The sequence below is a fragment of the Chryseobacterium soldanellicola genome (assembly GCF_900100115.1).
Taxonomy (GTDB): domain Bacteria; phylum Bacteroidota; class Bacteroidia; order Flavobacteriales; family Weeksellaceae; genus Chryseobacterium; species Chryseobacterium soldanellicola.
Window position 1 is genome coordinate 387,023 of sequence record NZ_FNKL01000003.1, and the last position, 16,037, is coordinate 403,059.

At 34.3% G+C, this 16,037-nt stretch carries 16 protein-coding genes; 5 read left to right on the top strand and 11 right to left on the bottom strand.

Annotated elements, in window-relative coordinates; translation table 11 throughout:
• Positions 1 to 184: 184 nt before the first annotated feature.
• From BLT04_RS11260 to BLT04_RS11270, 3 genes are all read left to right on the top strand, one after another.
• On the top strand, positions 185 to 679 hold the full coding sequence (locus BLT04_RS11260; RefSeq protein ID WP_089755907.1) for a BON domain-containing protein: 495 nt from the start codon (positions 185 to 187) through the stop codon (positions 677 to 679).
• 3 nt (positions 680 to 682) lie between these two features.
• Positions 683 to 1,102: an SH3 domain-containing protein gene (locus BLT04_RS11265; RefSeq protein ID WP_089755908.1), complete on the top strand. Its 420-nt coding sequence runs from the start codon at positions 683 to 685 to the stop codon at positions 1,100 to 1,102.
• A 119-nt stretch (positions 1,103 to 1,221) separates the two neighbouring features.
• Complete coding sequence (locus BLT04_RS11270; RefSeq protein WP_089755909.1) at positions 1,222 to 3,081, top strand: CocE/NonD family hydrolase; 1,860 nt, start codon at positions 1,222 to 1,224, stop codon at positions 3,079 to 3,081.
• A gap of 163 nt (positions 3,082 to 3,244) precedes the next feature.
• Here the strand turns inward: BLT04_RS11270 and BLT04_RS11275 are convergent, their stop codons facing one another.
• From BLT04_RS11275 to speB, 3 genes are all read right to left on the bottom strand, one after another.
• On the bottom strand, positions 3,245 to 3,853 hold the full coding sequence (locus tag BLT04_RS11275; protein ID WP_089755910.1) for an alpha-ketoglutarate-dependent dioxygenase AlkB family protein: 609 nt from the start codon (positions 3,851 to 3,853) through the stop codon (positions 3,245 to 3,247).
• A gap of 153 nt (positions 3,854 to 4,006) precedes the next feature.
• Positions 4,007 to 4,867 (bottom strand): bifunctional helix-turn-helix domain-containing protein/methylated-DNA--[protein]-cysteine S-methyltransferase, encoded by an 861-nt coding sequence (locus BLT04_RS11280; protein WP_089755911.1) that lies wholly within the window; start codon positions 4,865 to 4,867, stop codon positions 4,007 to 4,009.
• Positions 4,868 to 4,935: 68 nt separating this feature from the next.
• Positions 4,936 to 5,790 (bottom strand): agmatinase, encoded by an 855-nt coding sequence (speB, locus tag BLT04_RS11285; RefSeq protein WP_089755912.1) that lies wholly within the window; start codon positions 5,788 to 5,790, stop codon positions 4,936 to 4,938.
• A gap of 163 nt (positions 5,791 to 5,953) precedes the next feature.
• On the opposite strand from speB, the gene BLT04_RS11290 reads away from it, so the two are divergent.
• Complete coding sequence (locus BLT04_RS11290; RefSeq protein WP_089755913.1) at positions 5,954 to 6,613, top strand: HAD family hydrolase; 660 nt, start codon at positions 5,954 to 5,956, stop codon at positions 6,611 to 6,613.
• Between the two features lie 127 nt (positions 6,614 to 6,740).
• On the opposite strand, the gene BLT04_RS11295 is transcribed toward BLT04_RS11290, so the two are convergent.
• The 6 genes from BLT04_RS11295 to cmoA all read right to left on the bottom strand — a co-directional run bounded on the left by BLT04_RS11295 (position 6,741) and on the right by cmoA (position 12,015).
• On the bottom strand, positions 6,741 to 8,132 hold the full coding sequence (locus tag BLT04_RS11295; RefSeq protein ID WP_089755914.1) for a type III PLP-dependent enzyme domain-containing protein: 1,392 nt from the start codon (positions 8,130 to 8,132) through the stop codon (positions 6,741 to 6,743).
• Between the two features lie 110 nt (positions 8,133 to 8,242).
• The gene (locus BLT04_RS11300) at positions 8,243 to 9,118 is read right to left on the bottom strand and encodes a tyrosine-protein phosphatase (RefSeq protein WP_089755915.1); all 876 of its coding nucleotides are present in this window, start codon (positions 9,116 to 9,118) and stop codon (positions 8,243 to 8,245) included.
• Positions 9,119 to 9,308: 190 nt separating this feature from the next.
• The gene (locus BLT04_RS11305; protein WP_089755916.1) at positions 9,309 to 9,938 is read right to left on the bottom strand and encodes a thiamine diphosphokinase; all 630 of its coding nucleotides are present in this window, start codon (positions 9,936 to 9,938) and stop codon (positions 9,309 to 9,311) included.
• Positions 9,928 to 10,497, bottom strand: coding sequence for a cob(I)yrinic acid a,c-diamide adenosyltransferase (locus tag BLT04_RS11310; RefSeq protein ID WP_089755917.1), 570 nt, complete (start codon positions 10,495 to 10,497; stop codon positions 9,928 to 9,930). The genes BLT04_RS11305 and BLT04_RS11310 overlap by 11 nt, the downstream gene beginning before the upstream one ends.
• A 61-nt stretch (positions 10,498 to 10,558) precedes the next feature.
• A complete protein-coding gene (locus BLT04_RS11315) occupies positions 10,559 to 11,278 on the bottom strand; it encodes a methyltransferase family protein (RefSeq protein WP_089755918.1) in 720 nt (239 codons plus the stop codon).
• Positions 11,275 to 12,015, bottom strand: a complete 741-nt coding sequence (gene cmoA, locus BLT04_RS11320) for a carboxy-S-adenosyl-L-methionine synthase CmoA (protein WP_089755919.1) — start codon at positions 12,013 to 12,015, stop codon at positions 11,275 to 11,277. Before cmoA ends, BLT04_RS11315 begins: the two co-directional genes overlap by 4 nt.
• Positions 12,016 to 12,309: 294 nt before the next feature.
• On the opposite strand from cmoA, the gene BLT04_RS11325 reads away from it, so the two are divergent.
• Positions 12,310 to 12,801, top strand: coding sequence for a DinB family protein (locus BLT04_RS11325; RefSeq protein WP_089755920.1), 492 nt, complete (start codon positions 12,310 to 12,312; stop codon positions 12,799 to 12,801).
• Between the two features lie 202 nt (positions 12,802 to 13,003).
• On the opposite strand, the gene BLT04_RS11330 is transcribed toward BLT04_RS11325, so the two are convergent.
• Entirely contained in the window at positions 13,004 to 13,957 is a 954-nt protein-coding gene (locus BLT04_RS11330; RefSeq protein ID WP_089755921.1) for a helix-turn-helix transcriptional regulator, read from the bottom strand.
• A gap of 221 nt (positions 13,958 to 14,178) precedes the next feature.
• On the bottom strand, positions 14,179 to 15,906 hold the full coding sequence (locus BLT04_RS11335; RefSeq protein ID WP_089756419.1) for an ABC transporter ATP-binding protein: 1,728 nt from the start codon (positions 15,904 to 15,906) through the stop codon (positions 14,179 to 14,181).
• Positions 15,907 to 16,037 lie beyond the last annotated feature (131 nt).

The following is a 16,037-nucleotide window of genomic DNA, read 5'->3' on the forward strand; positions in this document are numbered from 1 at the left end:
TTGGCGTAGGATTTTTATTCGTGAGGTATTAAATTTGCGTTAAATTAATAATACATTAAAATTAATAGCCTGATTTATAAAATATTGTAAAAATTTTAAGAAACATTTATCTAATTTTTATTCATTTGGTATAAATTTTATTATTACATTTGATTGTATTAACAATATTAAAAAATATACAACTATGAAAAAAACTATCGCAATGGCTGCATTGGCTGTAGCTGTCTCTTTCGGGGCGATTTCTTGTAAAAAGAAAGTTTCTGATGCCGATCTTCAAACACAGGCTACTACTATCGTAACTTCTAACCCGAACGCTTCTGTAGAGGTAAAAGACGGAGTTGCCCACCTAAGCGGAACTTTCGCGACTCAAGCTGATAAAGACGCTATGATCACAAAATTAAAAGCTGTAAACGGTGTAAAAGAAGTGATGGATATGTCTACTGTTGCACCTGCTGCGCCGGCTGTTGCACCAGTTGAAACTACTACGGCTGTAGATCCTGCTGTTCAACAAAAAGTGAAAGATGCAGTGAAGGATTTCCCTTCTGTAAAAGTGGAAGTTGTAAACGGAGAATTAACTCTTACGGGAAGCGTATCTTCTGTACAGGCCAGAAAAATCAAAGAATCTGTAGATGCTTTGAAAGTTGGAAAAGTAAATTATAACTACACGGTAAAAAACTAAATAATGAGCACATTACAAGATAAATATTCAAGTGTGGTTTCTGCTGCACAAAATGCAGGAATCTCTAATCTTCAGGTTCAGGAGCAGGATGGAATTCTTTATGTTTCCGGAAATGCCTCAAACACAGCTGCCAAAGATGCTGTCTGGAATGCTTTGGGAGCAATCGATTCTACATATTCTTCTTCTGACATCAATATCGATGTACAGGTTGCGGGCCTTGCTGCAGGTGCGGCTCTTACCGTTGCAACAGAAGAATCTAACCTTAACATCAGACAAGAGCCTTCTACGGAAGCAGCTGTTGTGGGTAAGGCTTCAAAAGGATCTTCTGTAACATTGATCGAGCAGACTTCTGATGATTGGTGGAAAGTAAAAACTGACGACGGACAGGAAGGTTACGCTTATTCAAGATATTTGAAAGCTTAATTACAAGACCAAATAAATAATACATCCCTGAAAGAAATTTTGGGGATTTTTTTATATAGAATAGAGAACAATATTATTAATACGCATTTTTATGTTTAAATTAGCGACAAATTTTATGCATGAAAATCCATATTTCAGTTCTATTTATTCTCTTTTTCATTTTTGGAAATTCACAGATTATTCAGCCGACGGATACTTTTGTAAAAGATAATTTCACAAAGAAAGAAGTTTACATTCCGATGCGCGACGGTACAAAGCTTTTTACGGCAGTTTACATTCCGAACGATATTTCAAATAAAAACAAATATCCTTTTTTAATGCAGAGAACCTGCTACAGCATTGCGCCTTACGGTGAAAATGAATATAAAACGAAGATTGGGCCGAACTCTTATTTAATGAAAGACAAATACATTTTTGTCTATCAGGACGTTCGCGGAAGATATATGAGCGAAGGAACTTTCACCAATATGACCCCTCAGGTTAACCATAAAACGAAAAAAGATGTCGACGAAAGTACAGATACTTACGACACCATCGATTGGTTGATTAAAAATATTAAAGATAACAACGGAAAAGTCGGCCAGTTCGGAACTTCGTACCCCGGATTTTATACTGCTGTAGGGATTTTGGCAGATCATCCGGCTTTGGTGGCATCTTCTCCACAGGCTCCGATTTCAGATTTCTGGAATGACGATTTCCTTCACAACGGAAGATTTATGTTGGCATATTTCAGAACTTTCCCGGTTTTCGGAGTTCAGAAAACAAAGGCCGAAAACAGCGCGTGGTATTCTGATTCAATGATAAAAACCACCTCGGAAGACGGCTTGAAATTTTACAGAGACATGGGAACTTTGAAAGATGGATATGAAAAATATTATAAGGATAACTTCTTTATGACGGAAATTATGAACCACACCAATTACGATGATTTCTGGCAAAAAAGAAGCCTTCTGCCTCATCTTAAAAACGTAAATCATGCGGTGATGACCGTTGGAGGCTGGTTCGATGCAGAAGACCTTTCAGGACCTTTAAATATCTATAAAACGATCGAAAAAACAAGCCCGAAAGCCAAAAACACCATCGTAATGGGACCATTTTCTCATGGAGGCTGGGGACGCGAAGAAGGGAAGCATTTCCACAACCAAATTTACTTTGGAGACAGCATCGCAACGTATTATCAGAAAAATATTGAAACGAAATTTTTTAATCATTATTTAAAAGGAAATACAAAACTGGATGCCGGACTTCCGGAAGCTTTAATGTATGACACCGGTGCAAAACAATGGAAAGAATTTACGACTTATCCTCCGAAAAAAGGGCAAAAAGTAAATTTTTATTTATCAAAAGGAACATTGAGTAAAACTGCAGGACAAGGCTCTTCCGAGTATTACAGTGATCCGAATAATCCGGTTTTGAGTTCAGATAATCTGAAAGATTTTAATGGTTTCACCCCAAGAAATTATATGTCCGAAGATCAAAGATTTGCAGAAGGAAGACCTGATGTGTTGACTTTCACAACAGATGTTTTAACAGATGACATGACTTTTGCAGGAGAAATTATGGCTAAATTAAATATCGCTTCCACTTCAACGGACGCAGATTTTGCCGTGAAACTGATTGATGTTTATCCCGAAGATTTTAAACCTGTTGAGAAAAAAGACGGTGTGATTTATGGGAACTATCATCAAATGGTAAGAAGTGAAATTATGCCTGCAAGATTCAGAAATTCGAGAGAAAAAGCGGAAGCTTTGGTTCCGAATCAGAAAACGGCGGTAAATTTCAGATTGCAGGATGTTGTTCATACTTTTAAGAAAGGACATAAAATACAGATACAAATCAGTTCAACTTGGTTCCCGTTGTTCGCAATCAATCCACAGAAATTTATGGATAATCCGAATTTTGCAACGAAGGAAGATTACACAAAAGCATTTATCAAGATTTTTGATGACAGTGCGATTGAAGTTGAAGTTTTAAAATAAATTAAAAAGCTGTTCGGATTTGAGCAGCTTTTTATTTTTTAAAAGAATAAAACATACAGTTTGTCATCCTGAAAGGATCTATACAAGAGTCTTTTCATTGCATCATCGAGATCCTTTCAGGATGACAAACTGAGTGGTTAAATCTTTGCATTTAATTACAATATTACTCCTCAATCGTTCTGAAAGTCAGATTTACTCTCGGAGTTTTCACTTTTGTCGTTGGCGGAAGCCGGTGCATCCAATGGTCTTGCGTTGTACCTTTCATCACCAGTAAACTTCCGTTTTCTAAGAATATTTCTACTTTTTCTTTGGTTGTTTTATGCTTAAATAAAAATTTTCTTTCCGCTCCGAAAGTCAGTGAAGCAATGGCGCCGTGTTTTTTCAGATCTTTTTCTGCATCACTGTGATAGGCCATTCCTTCGCTTCCGTCATGGTATAAATTCAATAAACAGGAATTGTACGTTTCTCCCGTAACTTCTTCACATTTTTGTTTTAATTCTAATAGTTCGGGAGTCCATATTTTTGCATATTTTGTTCGGTTTGAATAGGTGTATTCAAATGCTTTTTCTCCAAACCAGGCAACTTTTCTTTTCGTTAAAATCAATTTTCCAAAAATCACGGCTTCATCATTTTCCCAAGGAATTTGATTGAATAAATAATCATAATAAAAATCGGATTTTTCTTTGGAAAAAACTTTTCCGTAGTAATGAACGGTTCCGTCGTTGGGAAGTAAATTTAAAGGAAAATCTGATATATCTTCGAATAGGCTCATCATTTCTTTCAGTTAAAATTTATGTTTAGTGTTTAAAGTTTTCAGTTAAAATAAGTTTTGGCTAAAGCCAATTGATTAGACGATTTTTGTAAAACGGACTAAAGTCCGTTCCTATTGATAAAAGATTCGTGTTAATTCGTGAAAATATTTGTGTCAATTCGTGTTTAAAGAATCAGAATAAACTCTCGAGCTTTCCCAGCCAACAATCAACTGCTTTCTTTCACTTCCCCATCGGTAACCACCAAGATTTCCGGAAGACTGAATCACACGGTGACAGGGAATTAAAAATGCAACAGGATTGCTTCCAATTGCTGTTCCGACCGCTCTTGAAGCATTTGGATTGCCAATTTTTCCGGCTAAATTACCATATGTTGACAATTTTCCCATCGGAATGGTGAGAAGACTTTCCCAGACTTTTAACTGAAAATCTGTGCCTTTTAAATGTAACTTAATGGTGTTAAGTTTCGTCCAGTCTTTATTGAAAATAGATAAGGCATTTTTCTGAAATTCGTCCTGTTTTTCAAAAAAAGAAGCATTGGGAAATTTAAAAATTAAATCTCCCAATGCTTTATCTGTATCATTTTCAAAAGCCATATAACAGATTCCTTTTTCTGTGGAAGCTGTAATTACGTTTCCAAAAGGACTTTCGGAAAAACTGTAATTGATGTTGAGGCTTTTTCCGCCGTTTTTATATTCGGCAGGCGTCATTCCTTCAATATTTACAAACAAATCGTGCAATCTGCTTGTGCTGGAAAGACCTGTTTCATAGGCTGTATCAAATAAGCTCGCTTTTTCTTCCTTTAATAAATTTTTAGCATGTTCCAGACTGATGAACTGTAAAAACTTTTTAGGACTTGTCCCTGCCCAATCCGTAAATATTTTCTGGAAATGAGCCGGACTCAGGTTAATCTTTTCTGCCACTTCATCCAAACTCGGCTGAAGCTTAAAATTACTTTGAATATACGCTATCGCTTTCGCAATCCGGTTATAATCTATTTGATTTTGTGTGGACATATCATTTTGTTTTACCTCACAAATTTCCAAAGAATTTTCGGTAGAAAAAATCTGATTCTTGCGAAGTTTTAGTCTTGATTAATATGATAATAAGCAAGCATTTTGTAATATAGCTTAGCTGCCAAGAATGCACTTGGTTTTGCCATCGGAGAATCCATTAATTCTACAATATCAAACGCTACAACGTTACATTTTTCAAATACTTTTCTTAATAACTCTAATGTAGGGTACCATTGTAAACCGCCTGGCTCGGGAGTTCCTGTTGACGGAGCGATGGAAGGGTCAAAAGCATCCAAATCGATGGTAATATAAACGTTTCCTGAAACTTTTTCCAACACATCATTTACCCAGTTTTCATTATTGGCAATTTCGTGAGCGAAAAACACTCTTCCTTCCGGTAAATATTCGGCTTCTTCAATGTCCATGGAACGGATTCCCACTTGTACTAAATTATGCTTCTGATTTGCTTCAAAAACCGCACAAGCGTGATTAGAAGTAGAACCGTGGAATTCGGGACGCAAATCTGTGTGAGCATCTAGTTGAAGAACCGTCAAATTCTCATATTTCTCACCCACCGCACGAATCGAACCGATAGAAACAGAGTGTTCTCCCCCGAAAAGGGTGAATAATTTCCCGTCGTTATTCAAAAGCTCTTTCGTTTTTTGATAAACAGCTTCCGTCATTGCTTCAGGTGAAGATTTTTCTGTAATTTCTCCAGCTAAATAAACACCTTCCAGATAAGGCTCAGTTCCTGTTTCGATGTCGTAAAGCTCCATATTTTCAGAAGCATCAAGAAACAATTCAGGACCTTTATCAGCTCCTTTTCCCCAGGTGGAAGTTCCGTCGTAAGGAACGGTTACCAATACTACTTTTGAGTTTTCTAACGATGCATTTTCTTCAGGAATTCCTGCGTATGTTTTCATATATAATGATTAATTAAAAAATTAAATGACTGAAAAATTAAAAGATTTTACAAAGATACAAAATAGTACTTGAGTTTATAAATGATGAGTTTTGAGTTATAAGTTTTTTTAAATCTTTTACTGTTTAAATTTTAAAAGTTATTTTTGTAAAAAATTTCAAAATATGCCTTTAAAAGCCGTTCTTTTCGATATGGATGGAGTGATCGTAGATACAGAACCATTGCACAGAAAAGCTTATTTCAAAACATTCAACGAACTGGAAATTGAGGTTTCCGAAGGTCTATATACTTCTTTCACGGGAGCTTCTACCAAAAGGGTTTGCGAGACTTTAATTAATACATTTAATTTAAATCAAACTCACGAAGATATTGCAACCATCAAAAGAGCTCATTTTAAGGATTATTTTTACAATGATGATGAATTTGATTTAATTCCGGGAGTAAAAGAATTGATTGAGCATTATCATGAAAACGGAATCACATTAATCCTTGCCTCTTCTGCAACGATGACGACCATTAATATGGTTTTTGAAAAGTTCGGTTTGGAGAAATATTTCAGCGGAAAAATTAGCGGTGCCGATCTTAAAGAGTCAAAACCTCACCCTGAAGTTTTTCTTCTGGCAGCTGAAATGGCCAAACAGCCTGTCGAAAACTGCATGGTTATTGAAGATTCTACAAACGGGATTTTAGCAGCCCACAGAGCGAATATTTTCTGTGCGGCCTATAGAAGTCCAAACTCCAAAGATCAGGATTATACGTTGGCTGATACTGTAGTTTCAGACTATATAGAACTTGAATTAGACAAGGTTTCAAAGTATTTTTAAATAAAAAAGCTCTCAAATTCGAGAGCTTTTATAAGTTTTGGCTAAAGCCAATTGATTGTTTTTTATTTATAAACGGGCTAAAGCCCGTTCCTATTGATGAGACTGTTCCTCGCAATGGCGGATTTTATTAATATCCTAAAAGTTTCAAAACATCTTCCGGTTCCTGCTTCTCACGGAAAATTTCGTATTGAAGCTCTCCATTTTCATCTTTCTGAATCAAAATATGTCTCGGCTGAGGCATCAAACAGTGATGAACACCACCATAACCACCAATGGTTTCTTGATAAGCTCCTGTATGGAAAAAACCAATATACAAAGGCTTTGTATCACTGAAAACAGGCAAGTAAATTGCGTTTGTATGCTGTTCAGAATTATAATAATCGTCTGAATCACAAGTTAATCCACCTAAGAAAACTCTTTCGTAGGTATCTTCCCAACGGTTCAGCGGAAGCATGATAAAGTGTCTTGAAATCGCCCAGGTGTCAGGAAGCGTTGTCATAAAAGATGAATCGATCATATTCCATTTTTCTCTGTCGTTCTGGCGTTTTTGAGAAATAATTTTATAGATGTTCGCACCACTTTCTCCAACGGTAAAGCTTCCGAATTCAGTATAAATATTTGGCTCTTCTACTCCTTCTTCCTCACAGAATTTCTTGATCTGAGAAACGATTTCTTCAACCATATATTGATAATCGTAATCAAACTGCAACGAAGTTTTGATAGGGAAACCTCCACCAATATTCAGAGAATTCACTTCCGGAGCAATTTTCTTCAAACGTGCGTAAACACGAAGACATTTATACAATTCGTTCCAATAATATGCTGTGTCTTTAATCCCAGTATTAATGAAGAAATGGAGCATTTTCAATCTTGCATTCGGGTGTTCGGCAATTTTTTGGCTGTAATAAGGAATAATATCTTTATACCCGATTCCTAATCTTGAGGTATAAAATTCGAATTTCGGCTCTTCCTCAGAAGCGATTCTGATTCCGATGTCGAAAGTGCTGTCGATGCTTTCTGTAAGCTTATCCAGCTCACGGTAATTATCTAAAATCGGCGTAATATTTTCAAAACCATTGTTGATCATATCCGAAATTTTCGCCAGATAATCATCCGTTTTGAAACCGTTACAAATCACTTCGATATCTTTTGTTACTTTCCCTTCTTTGTAAAGAGATTTTACGATATCCATGTCATATGCAGAAGAAGTTTCTATAGAAATATCATTCTTTAGCGCTTCTTCAATGACAAATTTAAAATGACTGGATTTTGTACAGTAGCAATATCTGTAGTTTTTTTTATATTCGGTTTTCTCAAAGGCTTCTTTAAACCAGCTTTTCGCTTTCTGAATATTTTGAGAAATCTTCGGGAGGTAACTTACCTTTAAGGGAGTTCCAAACTTTTCAACAACTTCCATCAAAGGAATATCGTGAAACAACAAATTGTTCTCAGAAACATTAAATTCTTCGGTAGGAAAATATAATGTCTGATCAATAAGTTCCGAGTATTTTATTTTCATTTTTTGACAAGTGAATTAAGAATGCAAAATTGCTAAAAAAGTTTGATTTTCGGGTGTTAAAATTATTATAAATTTCTATGATCGTTACAGTAAAAAATTCGGCCCAATTATCAATATGTAAACTTGCGGATATATTCTTCCCGTTTATCATTAGAAATACCTAACACCTGTTGAATATAAACATCTGTTGAGCCATATTTCTTATTAATCTCATCAAAAGCAGCATCCAAATAATCGCTTTCAATCCAGCTTAATTTTTCTAAAACTTTCAGATCCATTTTTGGATAAATGAAATGTAAATTATTCGCAAGGTTCAGTCTTTTTTCAACCAAATCTTTTCTGAAATTATTTGATAAAAGATAATCGTTGTAAATGGTGTCTTTATCAAATTTTAAAATTGTTAAAATCACCGCTGTAATAATGCCCGTGCGGTCTTTTCCGGCAGTGCAGTGATACAAAACAGGCTGATCGGATCCTAAAATTTCTGTAATGATTTTTTTGATCGCTTCAGGATTTTCTGTGACATATTCCCGATAAAAATCAAGCATTCTTTTGTCTGCATCTGAAGCATTTACTTTTCCTTTTAAGACTAATTTTTTCGCTTGTGAAAGCTGATCACCCTGATCTTCAAAAGCGGAATATTTTTTATAACTTATATTTCCGGGAAGATTGTCCGGCTTATCGCCAATTTCTTTTGCATTTCTGAGATCGATAACTTCCTTAATTCCTAATTTATCAAGCTTTTTAAACGAATTATTTTTAAGCTTATAAAGATTTCCGCTTCGGTAAAATTTCCCTTCTTTTAATATTTTTCCTTCAGAATTTTTAATATTTCCTAAAGTCCGGAAGTTATTTACTTTTTTAATTTTAATAGAATTTTCTGTTTCACTTTTCCCATATTCAGGTGTGGAAAATTGCTGTACTTTACAGGAAAAAATACAGGATAATGAGATGAAAAGGAATGATATTTTAATTAAGTTTTTCATTTTTTATTTCCCACAGATTGCACGAATTTGCACAGATGATTATGTTTATTTTAAAATATTAAATTTAAGTTTGGCTAAAGCCAATGGCATTTATTTATTGTTTAAACGGGCTAAAGCCCGTTCCTATTGATGAAAATTATTGTGTTTATTTGTGAAAAACATTTGTGCAATTAGTATTTAACCCAAAAAACTACAGATAATTTCTCCCAATAAAAATCAGCAAATCGCCTTTTTCATATTCAATACAAATCTCATCTTCAACGGCAAAATTTCTGGTTCCGATTCTTGAAGTTATGCTTAAATTTCCATTCGTTAAACACCAATTTAAGCCTTTTGTCGTAATATTTTCAACTGTAGGAAACGGATACAATGAAACCATTTTATCTTTTACACCTTTTACCGTAAAATTTTTCGGAACAAAATAATATTCTGAAAATGCGTCGTAAAACTTAATATTTAATTGATTTTTAAAACCAAATGCAACGGTAAGATTTCCTAAAAAATGGTCCTGTTCACCTCCACTTCCTCCTAAAACATCAACATTTTTGAATTTTTTTTCTGCAATAATTTCTAACGCCTTATGAAAATCCGTTTTATCCTGATCCGGAGTATAAATGAATTTTTCATCATAGACATTTTCATCTGCACCGGAATGCGAATCAAAATCGCCGGAAATAAAATCAAGCTTATCTAAAGGAAAATTAAGTCTTTTCAAATAATGAAAAGCCCCGTCTGTACAGGCAATTAGCCCATAATTTTCTAAATCGGGGAAAGATTCCGGGGCATCACCGTTAATGAAAAGTAGTGCTTTATCTTTCATTCGGATTCCAGTATTCTTCCGGTTCGTTGTTGAGTTTTGAAATGTATCTCGCCAAAACAAAAAGATAATCGGAAAGCCTGTTTAAATACTTAATAAGCTCAGGACGAACCTCTTCCGATTCATTTAAGAAAACCAAAGAACGTTCTGCCCTTCTGCAAATCGTTCTTGCTGCATGTAAAAATGTTGCCGATTTTCCACCACCGGGAAGGATAAAATATTGAAGTGGCTCTAGTTTTTCTTCAAAAGCATCCATCCAGTTTTCTAATTCTTCAATTTCAGTATCAGAAATAATTACCGGAAGACGCGATTTTCCGTTAGCCAGCATCAATTTATCGACCGGTGTTGCTGCCTCCGAACCTACTGTGAATAAATCGAACTGTATTTTTTTTAATTGCTTTAAAACTTCCTGATCTTCGATATGGCTTTTTGCAATCCCGATGAATGAATTGAGCTCGTCTATATTTCCGTAACTGTCAACCCGCGCGCTGGCTTTTGAAACTCTTGTCCCGCCATACAAAGCAGTCTGACCTTTATCGCCTGTTTTCGTATAAATTTTCATACTACTAAAATACTTTTTTAGCCCAAGCCGACAAAGTTTTTTAGAGTTTTTAACTATACAATTATGCAATCCATTTTCCGGATTTTTTCATATATCGGATAAAAAAATAATATCCTGCAAAGGTCAGAACAAAAATAAAAGCCAACAAATTTCTAACATTATCATTGCTATTGGTAAGCTGTGGATATTTGAACAGAAGAATTAAAACTATCCCACAAAGCCACACAAATTGTGTATTATATTCTTTAATTAACCATCTTTTCCATTTAAATTCCATGGAAGAGAAAGTTTTGTTTAATCCTGAAACATTGGGAATCCACCGGTGAACTTTTTTCGTATAATTTTCAAAATCTGCTCCGAATTTACTTTTTAGAAAATTTTCTTCCGCCAAAACAATACAGTGATAAATAAATAAAAAAACCGGCATAATAATCAATATATAAATCAAAGAATTAGCTAAAAATCCAACGCCTAAAAGCATTAAGATATTCCCCACATATAAAGGGTTTCTGACATGATTAAAAATTCCTTCTGTAACCAGACCGTCCGCATATACTTTTTTGTCTTTTCCGCCTCTCACAATGTATGCAAGACCAATTGTTCCGCCACGGATAAGCTGTCCTAATACTGTAATTGTCAAACCTAAAATAATGGCGATCCAATAATAATTTAGACCAAATTTTTCACCAAATAGCAAAGGTGACGGAATAAATAACAGCAAATACAAAACAATAAATAAAAAATTTCTGTACTTGAAAAAAAAATTACCTATCTGTATCATAACTTTTTTGCAATAATACCTGTGAAATTATACCACCTGAAAAACACTTCAACCTCCTTAAAACCTGCATCCTGCAACATAGTAATATTTTCACTGGTTTTATACGGAATCAGAACATTTTCCAAGGCTTCTCTTTTTTGTGAAATTTCAAGCTCGCTATAATTATTTCTGCGCTTAAAATCGTAGTAATAATCTATATATTCTCTGTTAAAAGACTTCTGTTCTGCTAAGATTTTTTCAATAAAAATAAATACACCGTTTTTCACCATTCCGTTGTAAATTTTTCTCACGATGTCTAAACGATGAATTGGCCTGATAAACTGCAGAACCAGCACCATTGCAACAACCGAAGCATTTTCTACAGGAACTTTTTTGGTAAAATCAGCCATCTGAAGTTCAATATCACGATTGAGTTTAAAATTATCCAGCTTTTCTTTACATTTGATAATCATTTCCTCAGAATCATCTATTCCAATGAATTTAATACCATCCTGAATCGTTTTATCCATCAAAAGCATTGTGGTTCCTGTGGAACATCCTAAATCATATACATTGGTCCCGAATTGGGCATAATTTCCGGCCAGCTCACTCGTCATTCGTTGAAGCTCATCATAAAACGGAACGGAACGGCTTACCATATCGTCAAAAACACCTGCCACTTTGGTATTAAACTCAAAGTCCGGAAGATTTTCAAGCTTTTCCCTGAAAACCTTATCTGAATTAATAATTTCCTGCATAATGTTCAATTTTTCAAAGATTTTTTAATTCTAATTGAATTGAGTTTTAATTCCGGATTTTACCGTATTCAGTTAATATTTTCCACAATTCGACTCAAAACACTCATTATTTATTATTTTCTTTATTCGATTCCGAAAATTATCTTTTGTATTGAAATTATAAGTAAAATTTATCTTAATTAATTATTAATTATAGATATTTATTTTTTTCAATTATTGAAAAAACCTACTGACAAACTGTTGTCATAATGCTGTATTATCTTTGTATCAACAATAACAAACAACATTAAAATTATGACAACTACTACATCCATCACAAAACAATTTGTAACATCCGAGCAATTATTAGAGCACTGGCAAGGGCACAGAAATCTGACAAGAAGAGTAATTGAAGCGTTCCCTGAGAAAGAATTATTTGAATTTTCAGTGGCAGGAATGAGACCTTTCGCAAAATTAGCATTAGAGTTAATCAGCATCGGCGGTCCTGCTTTAAAAGGAATCGTCAATAAAAATATGGAAGGCTACAGCGAAGAAGGCTTCAACCCGACAACCAAAGAAGAAATCCTGAAAAAGTGGGACGAAGAAACTGAAGTAATCAACCATTATTTTGGTCAGATTTCTGAAGAAAGATTTCAGGAGACTTTTAATTTATTCGGTCAATATGAATTTCCTGTCTATCAGAATATTTTATATTTCGTTGATAATGAGATTCATCACCGTGGACAAGGATATGTTTATCTGAGAGCTTTAGGAATTAAGCCGCCTTTTTTTTGGGAGAGATTTTAGCCCCATTAATGCCTTTGTGGAGACTAAAATCTTTAATCAAACTCAATATGAAAAATCAATCATAATCTGAAAAAGGCGAAAACGCATTCAATAAATTAAATTTTGACAACGATTTTGCGATATACAAATTCGCCTTTATCTTAAGAAACATTTCAAATTAAACTAATATTGCTTAACCTCAACAGAAAATTTGTTGAGGTTTTTATTGATGCTTTCCTGAAATTTTTATTAACAGATCTTTCAGTTTTACAGTAAGGCTTTCCGGCTCCAGAACCTTTGCAAAATCTGCAAAAGTAATCAGCCAGCGGGGAAAACCTTCATCAATCCATTCTGTTTCAAAGGTCATTTCTATTCCGTTTTCTGTTTCAATTTCTTCGGTTAATCCGTAATATTTTTTTGAATTTACCAGATGATTTATAATTTTTTTATCCACTAAAAGCCTTACTTTAGTTTTATTTCCATTTGAATTTTTTCTGTAATCATTGATCTGGCCATATTCCTGTAAGAAAGGATTTTGAGTTTTTGAAATCTGTAAAATCCTGTCTACCCGAAACTGCCTGAAATCATTTCTTAAAATACAGTACGCCATAATATACCAATAATTAAATTCAAAGAAAACGCCGACCACTTCAATTGTTCTGGTAGAAATTTTAGAATCTACAGTTTTATATTCCATGATTAATTGTCGTTTTTCGGCAATGCTTTCGAGAATGGTGGGAATGATATTTTTAATGGTGTCTTCAGTCTTTGGCTGATAGTTAAAAATATCAATCTGATTTTCAATATTCTGGATTAAATTTCTGTCGGAATATTTCAAAACCGAGCGTACTTTTTCCATCGCAGTCTGATAATGATTACCTAAACTTTGATGTAAAAATTTCTGCATTAATTTTTCAGCAGTAATGAAGCTCAAAACCTCTTCTTTCGTAAACATTACGGGGGGAAGCTTGTAGCCATCCATCAAAGAATAACCACTTCCAGCTTCACCAACAATGGGAATTCCGGCATTTTCCAACGTTTTGACATCGCGGTAAATTGTCCTTACACTTACCTCGAATTTTTGTGCTAAATCCTGAGCCCTTACGATCGGTTTTGACTGTAATTGTGTGAGAATAGCCGTGACTCTGTCGAGTTTTTTTAAGTAATGGTCGTTCATTGAGAATGAGAGTTCGAGTGTTTTAGTGTTTTAGTGTTTTAGTGTTTTAGTGTTTTAGTGTTTAGCAAAAATAATATCTAATATCTAATATCTAATATCTAATATCTAATATCTAATATCTAATATCTAATATCTAATATCTAATATCTAATATCTAATATCTAATATCTAATATCTAATATCTAATATCTAATATCTAATTTCTAATTTCTAATTTCTAATTAATTATCTTTAAAAGTATTCACTAATTTATCCAAATTTAAGCTTCTTGCAGATGCATCAAAAATCTCGCGATAAGTTCCATTCATTTGAACCAATTCATCGTGGGTTCCGCTTTCCACAACTCTGCCTTTTTTCATTACATAAATCGTATCCGAATCTAAAATTTGGGATAAGGAATGTGAAATAATAATCACCGTTCTGCCTTCTTTTATGGCATCCAGAGAGTTTTTAATCTGTTCGGTCGCGATGGCATCAAGACTTGCAGTCGGCTCGTCAAGGAAAATAATTGGCGGATTTTTTAAAAATAATCTTGCAATTGCAATTCTTTGCTGCTGACCTCCGGAAAGCTGGGTAGCGTCGTGGTTATATTTTTCAGGTAAATCTAAAATCTGCTCGTGCAGATATGCTTTTTTGGCAGCATCTTCAATTTCTTCAAAAGTTGCATTCATATTTCCGTAGCGGATGTTGTCTTCGATACTTCCCTGAAAAATATGGTTTTTCTGAAGAACCAGCCCAAGATCATTTCTTAAAAATGTGTTTTCAAAATCATTTAAATTAACATGATCTAACAAAATTTTCCCTGAATCGGGAAGATAAAATTTACATAAAAGATTGATAATCGTGGATTTTCCGGCACCGCTTAAGCCGACCAAAGCCGTCGTTTTTCCGTTCTCAATTTTCATGGAAACATCGTGGAGCGCCTGTGTTCCGTTGGGATAGGAGAAGTTGACATTTTTTAATTCAAAATTACCTTTGATCTCTTTTTCTACAAAATTTCCGTTTGGTTCTTTTTCGTTGTCGGCATTTAGAATATCAAAATATCCTTCCGCATAAATCATTGCGTCATTCATATCATCATAAATCCTGTGCAGCTGGCGAATTGGCGCCGAAACATTATTGAAAAGCATGATGTGAAGCATGATTGCACCGATTGTCATTTGCTGATCCAAGACCAGATAAACTGTTAAAAGTATAATTAAAACCACTCCAAACTGCTCAATGAAAGTCTTTAAACCATCATAAATAAAATTCGTTTTTCGGGTAAACATTTGACTTTCCATCAACTGCATTTGCAGATCGTATTGTTTTTTTCCTTCAAATTTTTCACGGACAAAACTTTTAATCACCATAATGGAATTAATTAAGTTTAACAGTCCGGAAGTTTTTTGTTCGCGTTGATTTCTCAATTGTCGACGAACTCCACCCAATTTTTTTGCCTGTAAAGAACTGATATAAAAATAAATAGGCACAATAATCGTAGAAACCATTCCAACATATACATTTTGCATATACATGATAATCAATGCAATAATCGCATTTGAAAATAACGGAAGCATATCAATGAAGAAGTTTTGAACCAATCTTGTCAGACTTTCAATCCCTCGATCAATTCTTATCTGAAGTTTTCCGGATTCGTGATTTTCATCGTTAAAATAAGCAACTCTGTAACCTAAAATCTTGTCAATCGCCGACTGTGCCAACACCGAACTTACATTAATTCTAATTTTTTCACCATAAAATTTCTGCCCGAAATTGATAAAAATATTCAACAGTTCTTTTCCCAGTAAAATAATGGAAATCACCACCAAAACATGGATCCCTTCGGACATCGGATGTGGAAGATGTGTCAGTTTGGTAACCTCATCTACCGTATATTTCAAAACAAGTGGATTGACCTGAGCCGCAAGCGCACCTAAAAAAGTAAGGAATAAAGTTCCATAAATCATTAAACGGTAAGGCCTTATAAATGGAATGAGCTGCTTATAAATCCCGAATAAAGTGACTGTTCTGTTAAAAGGTTTTGCCATAGGAATTATTTTAACTAAAAAACGTACCGTTTCTGAGAAAAAGGTACGTT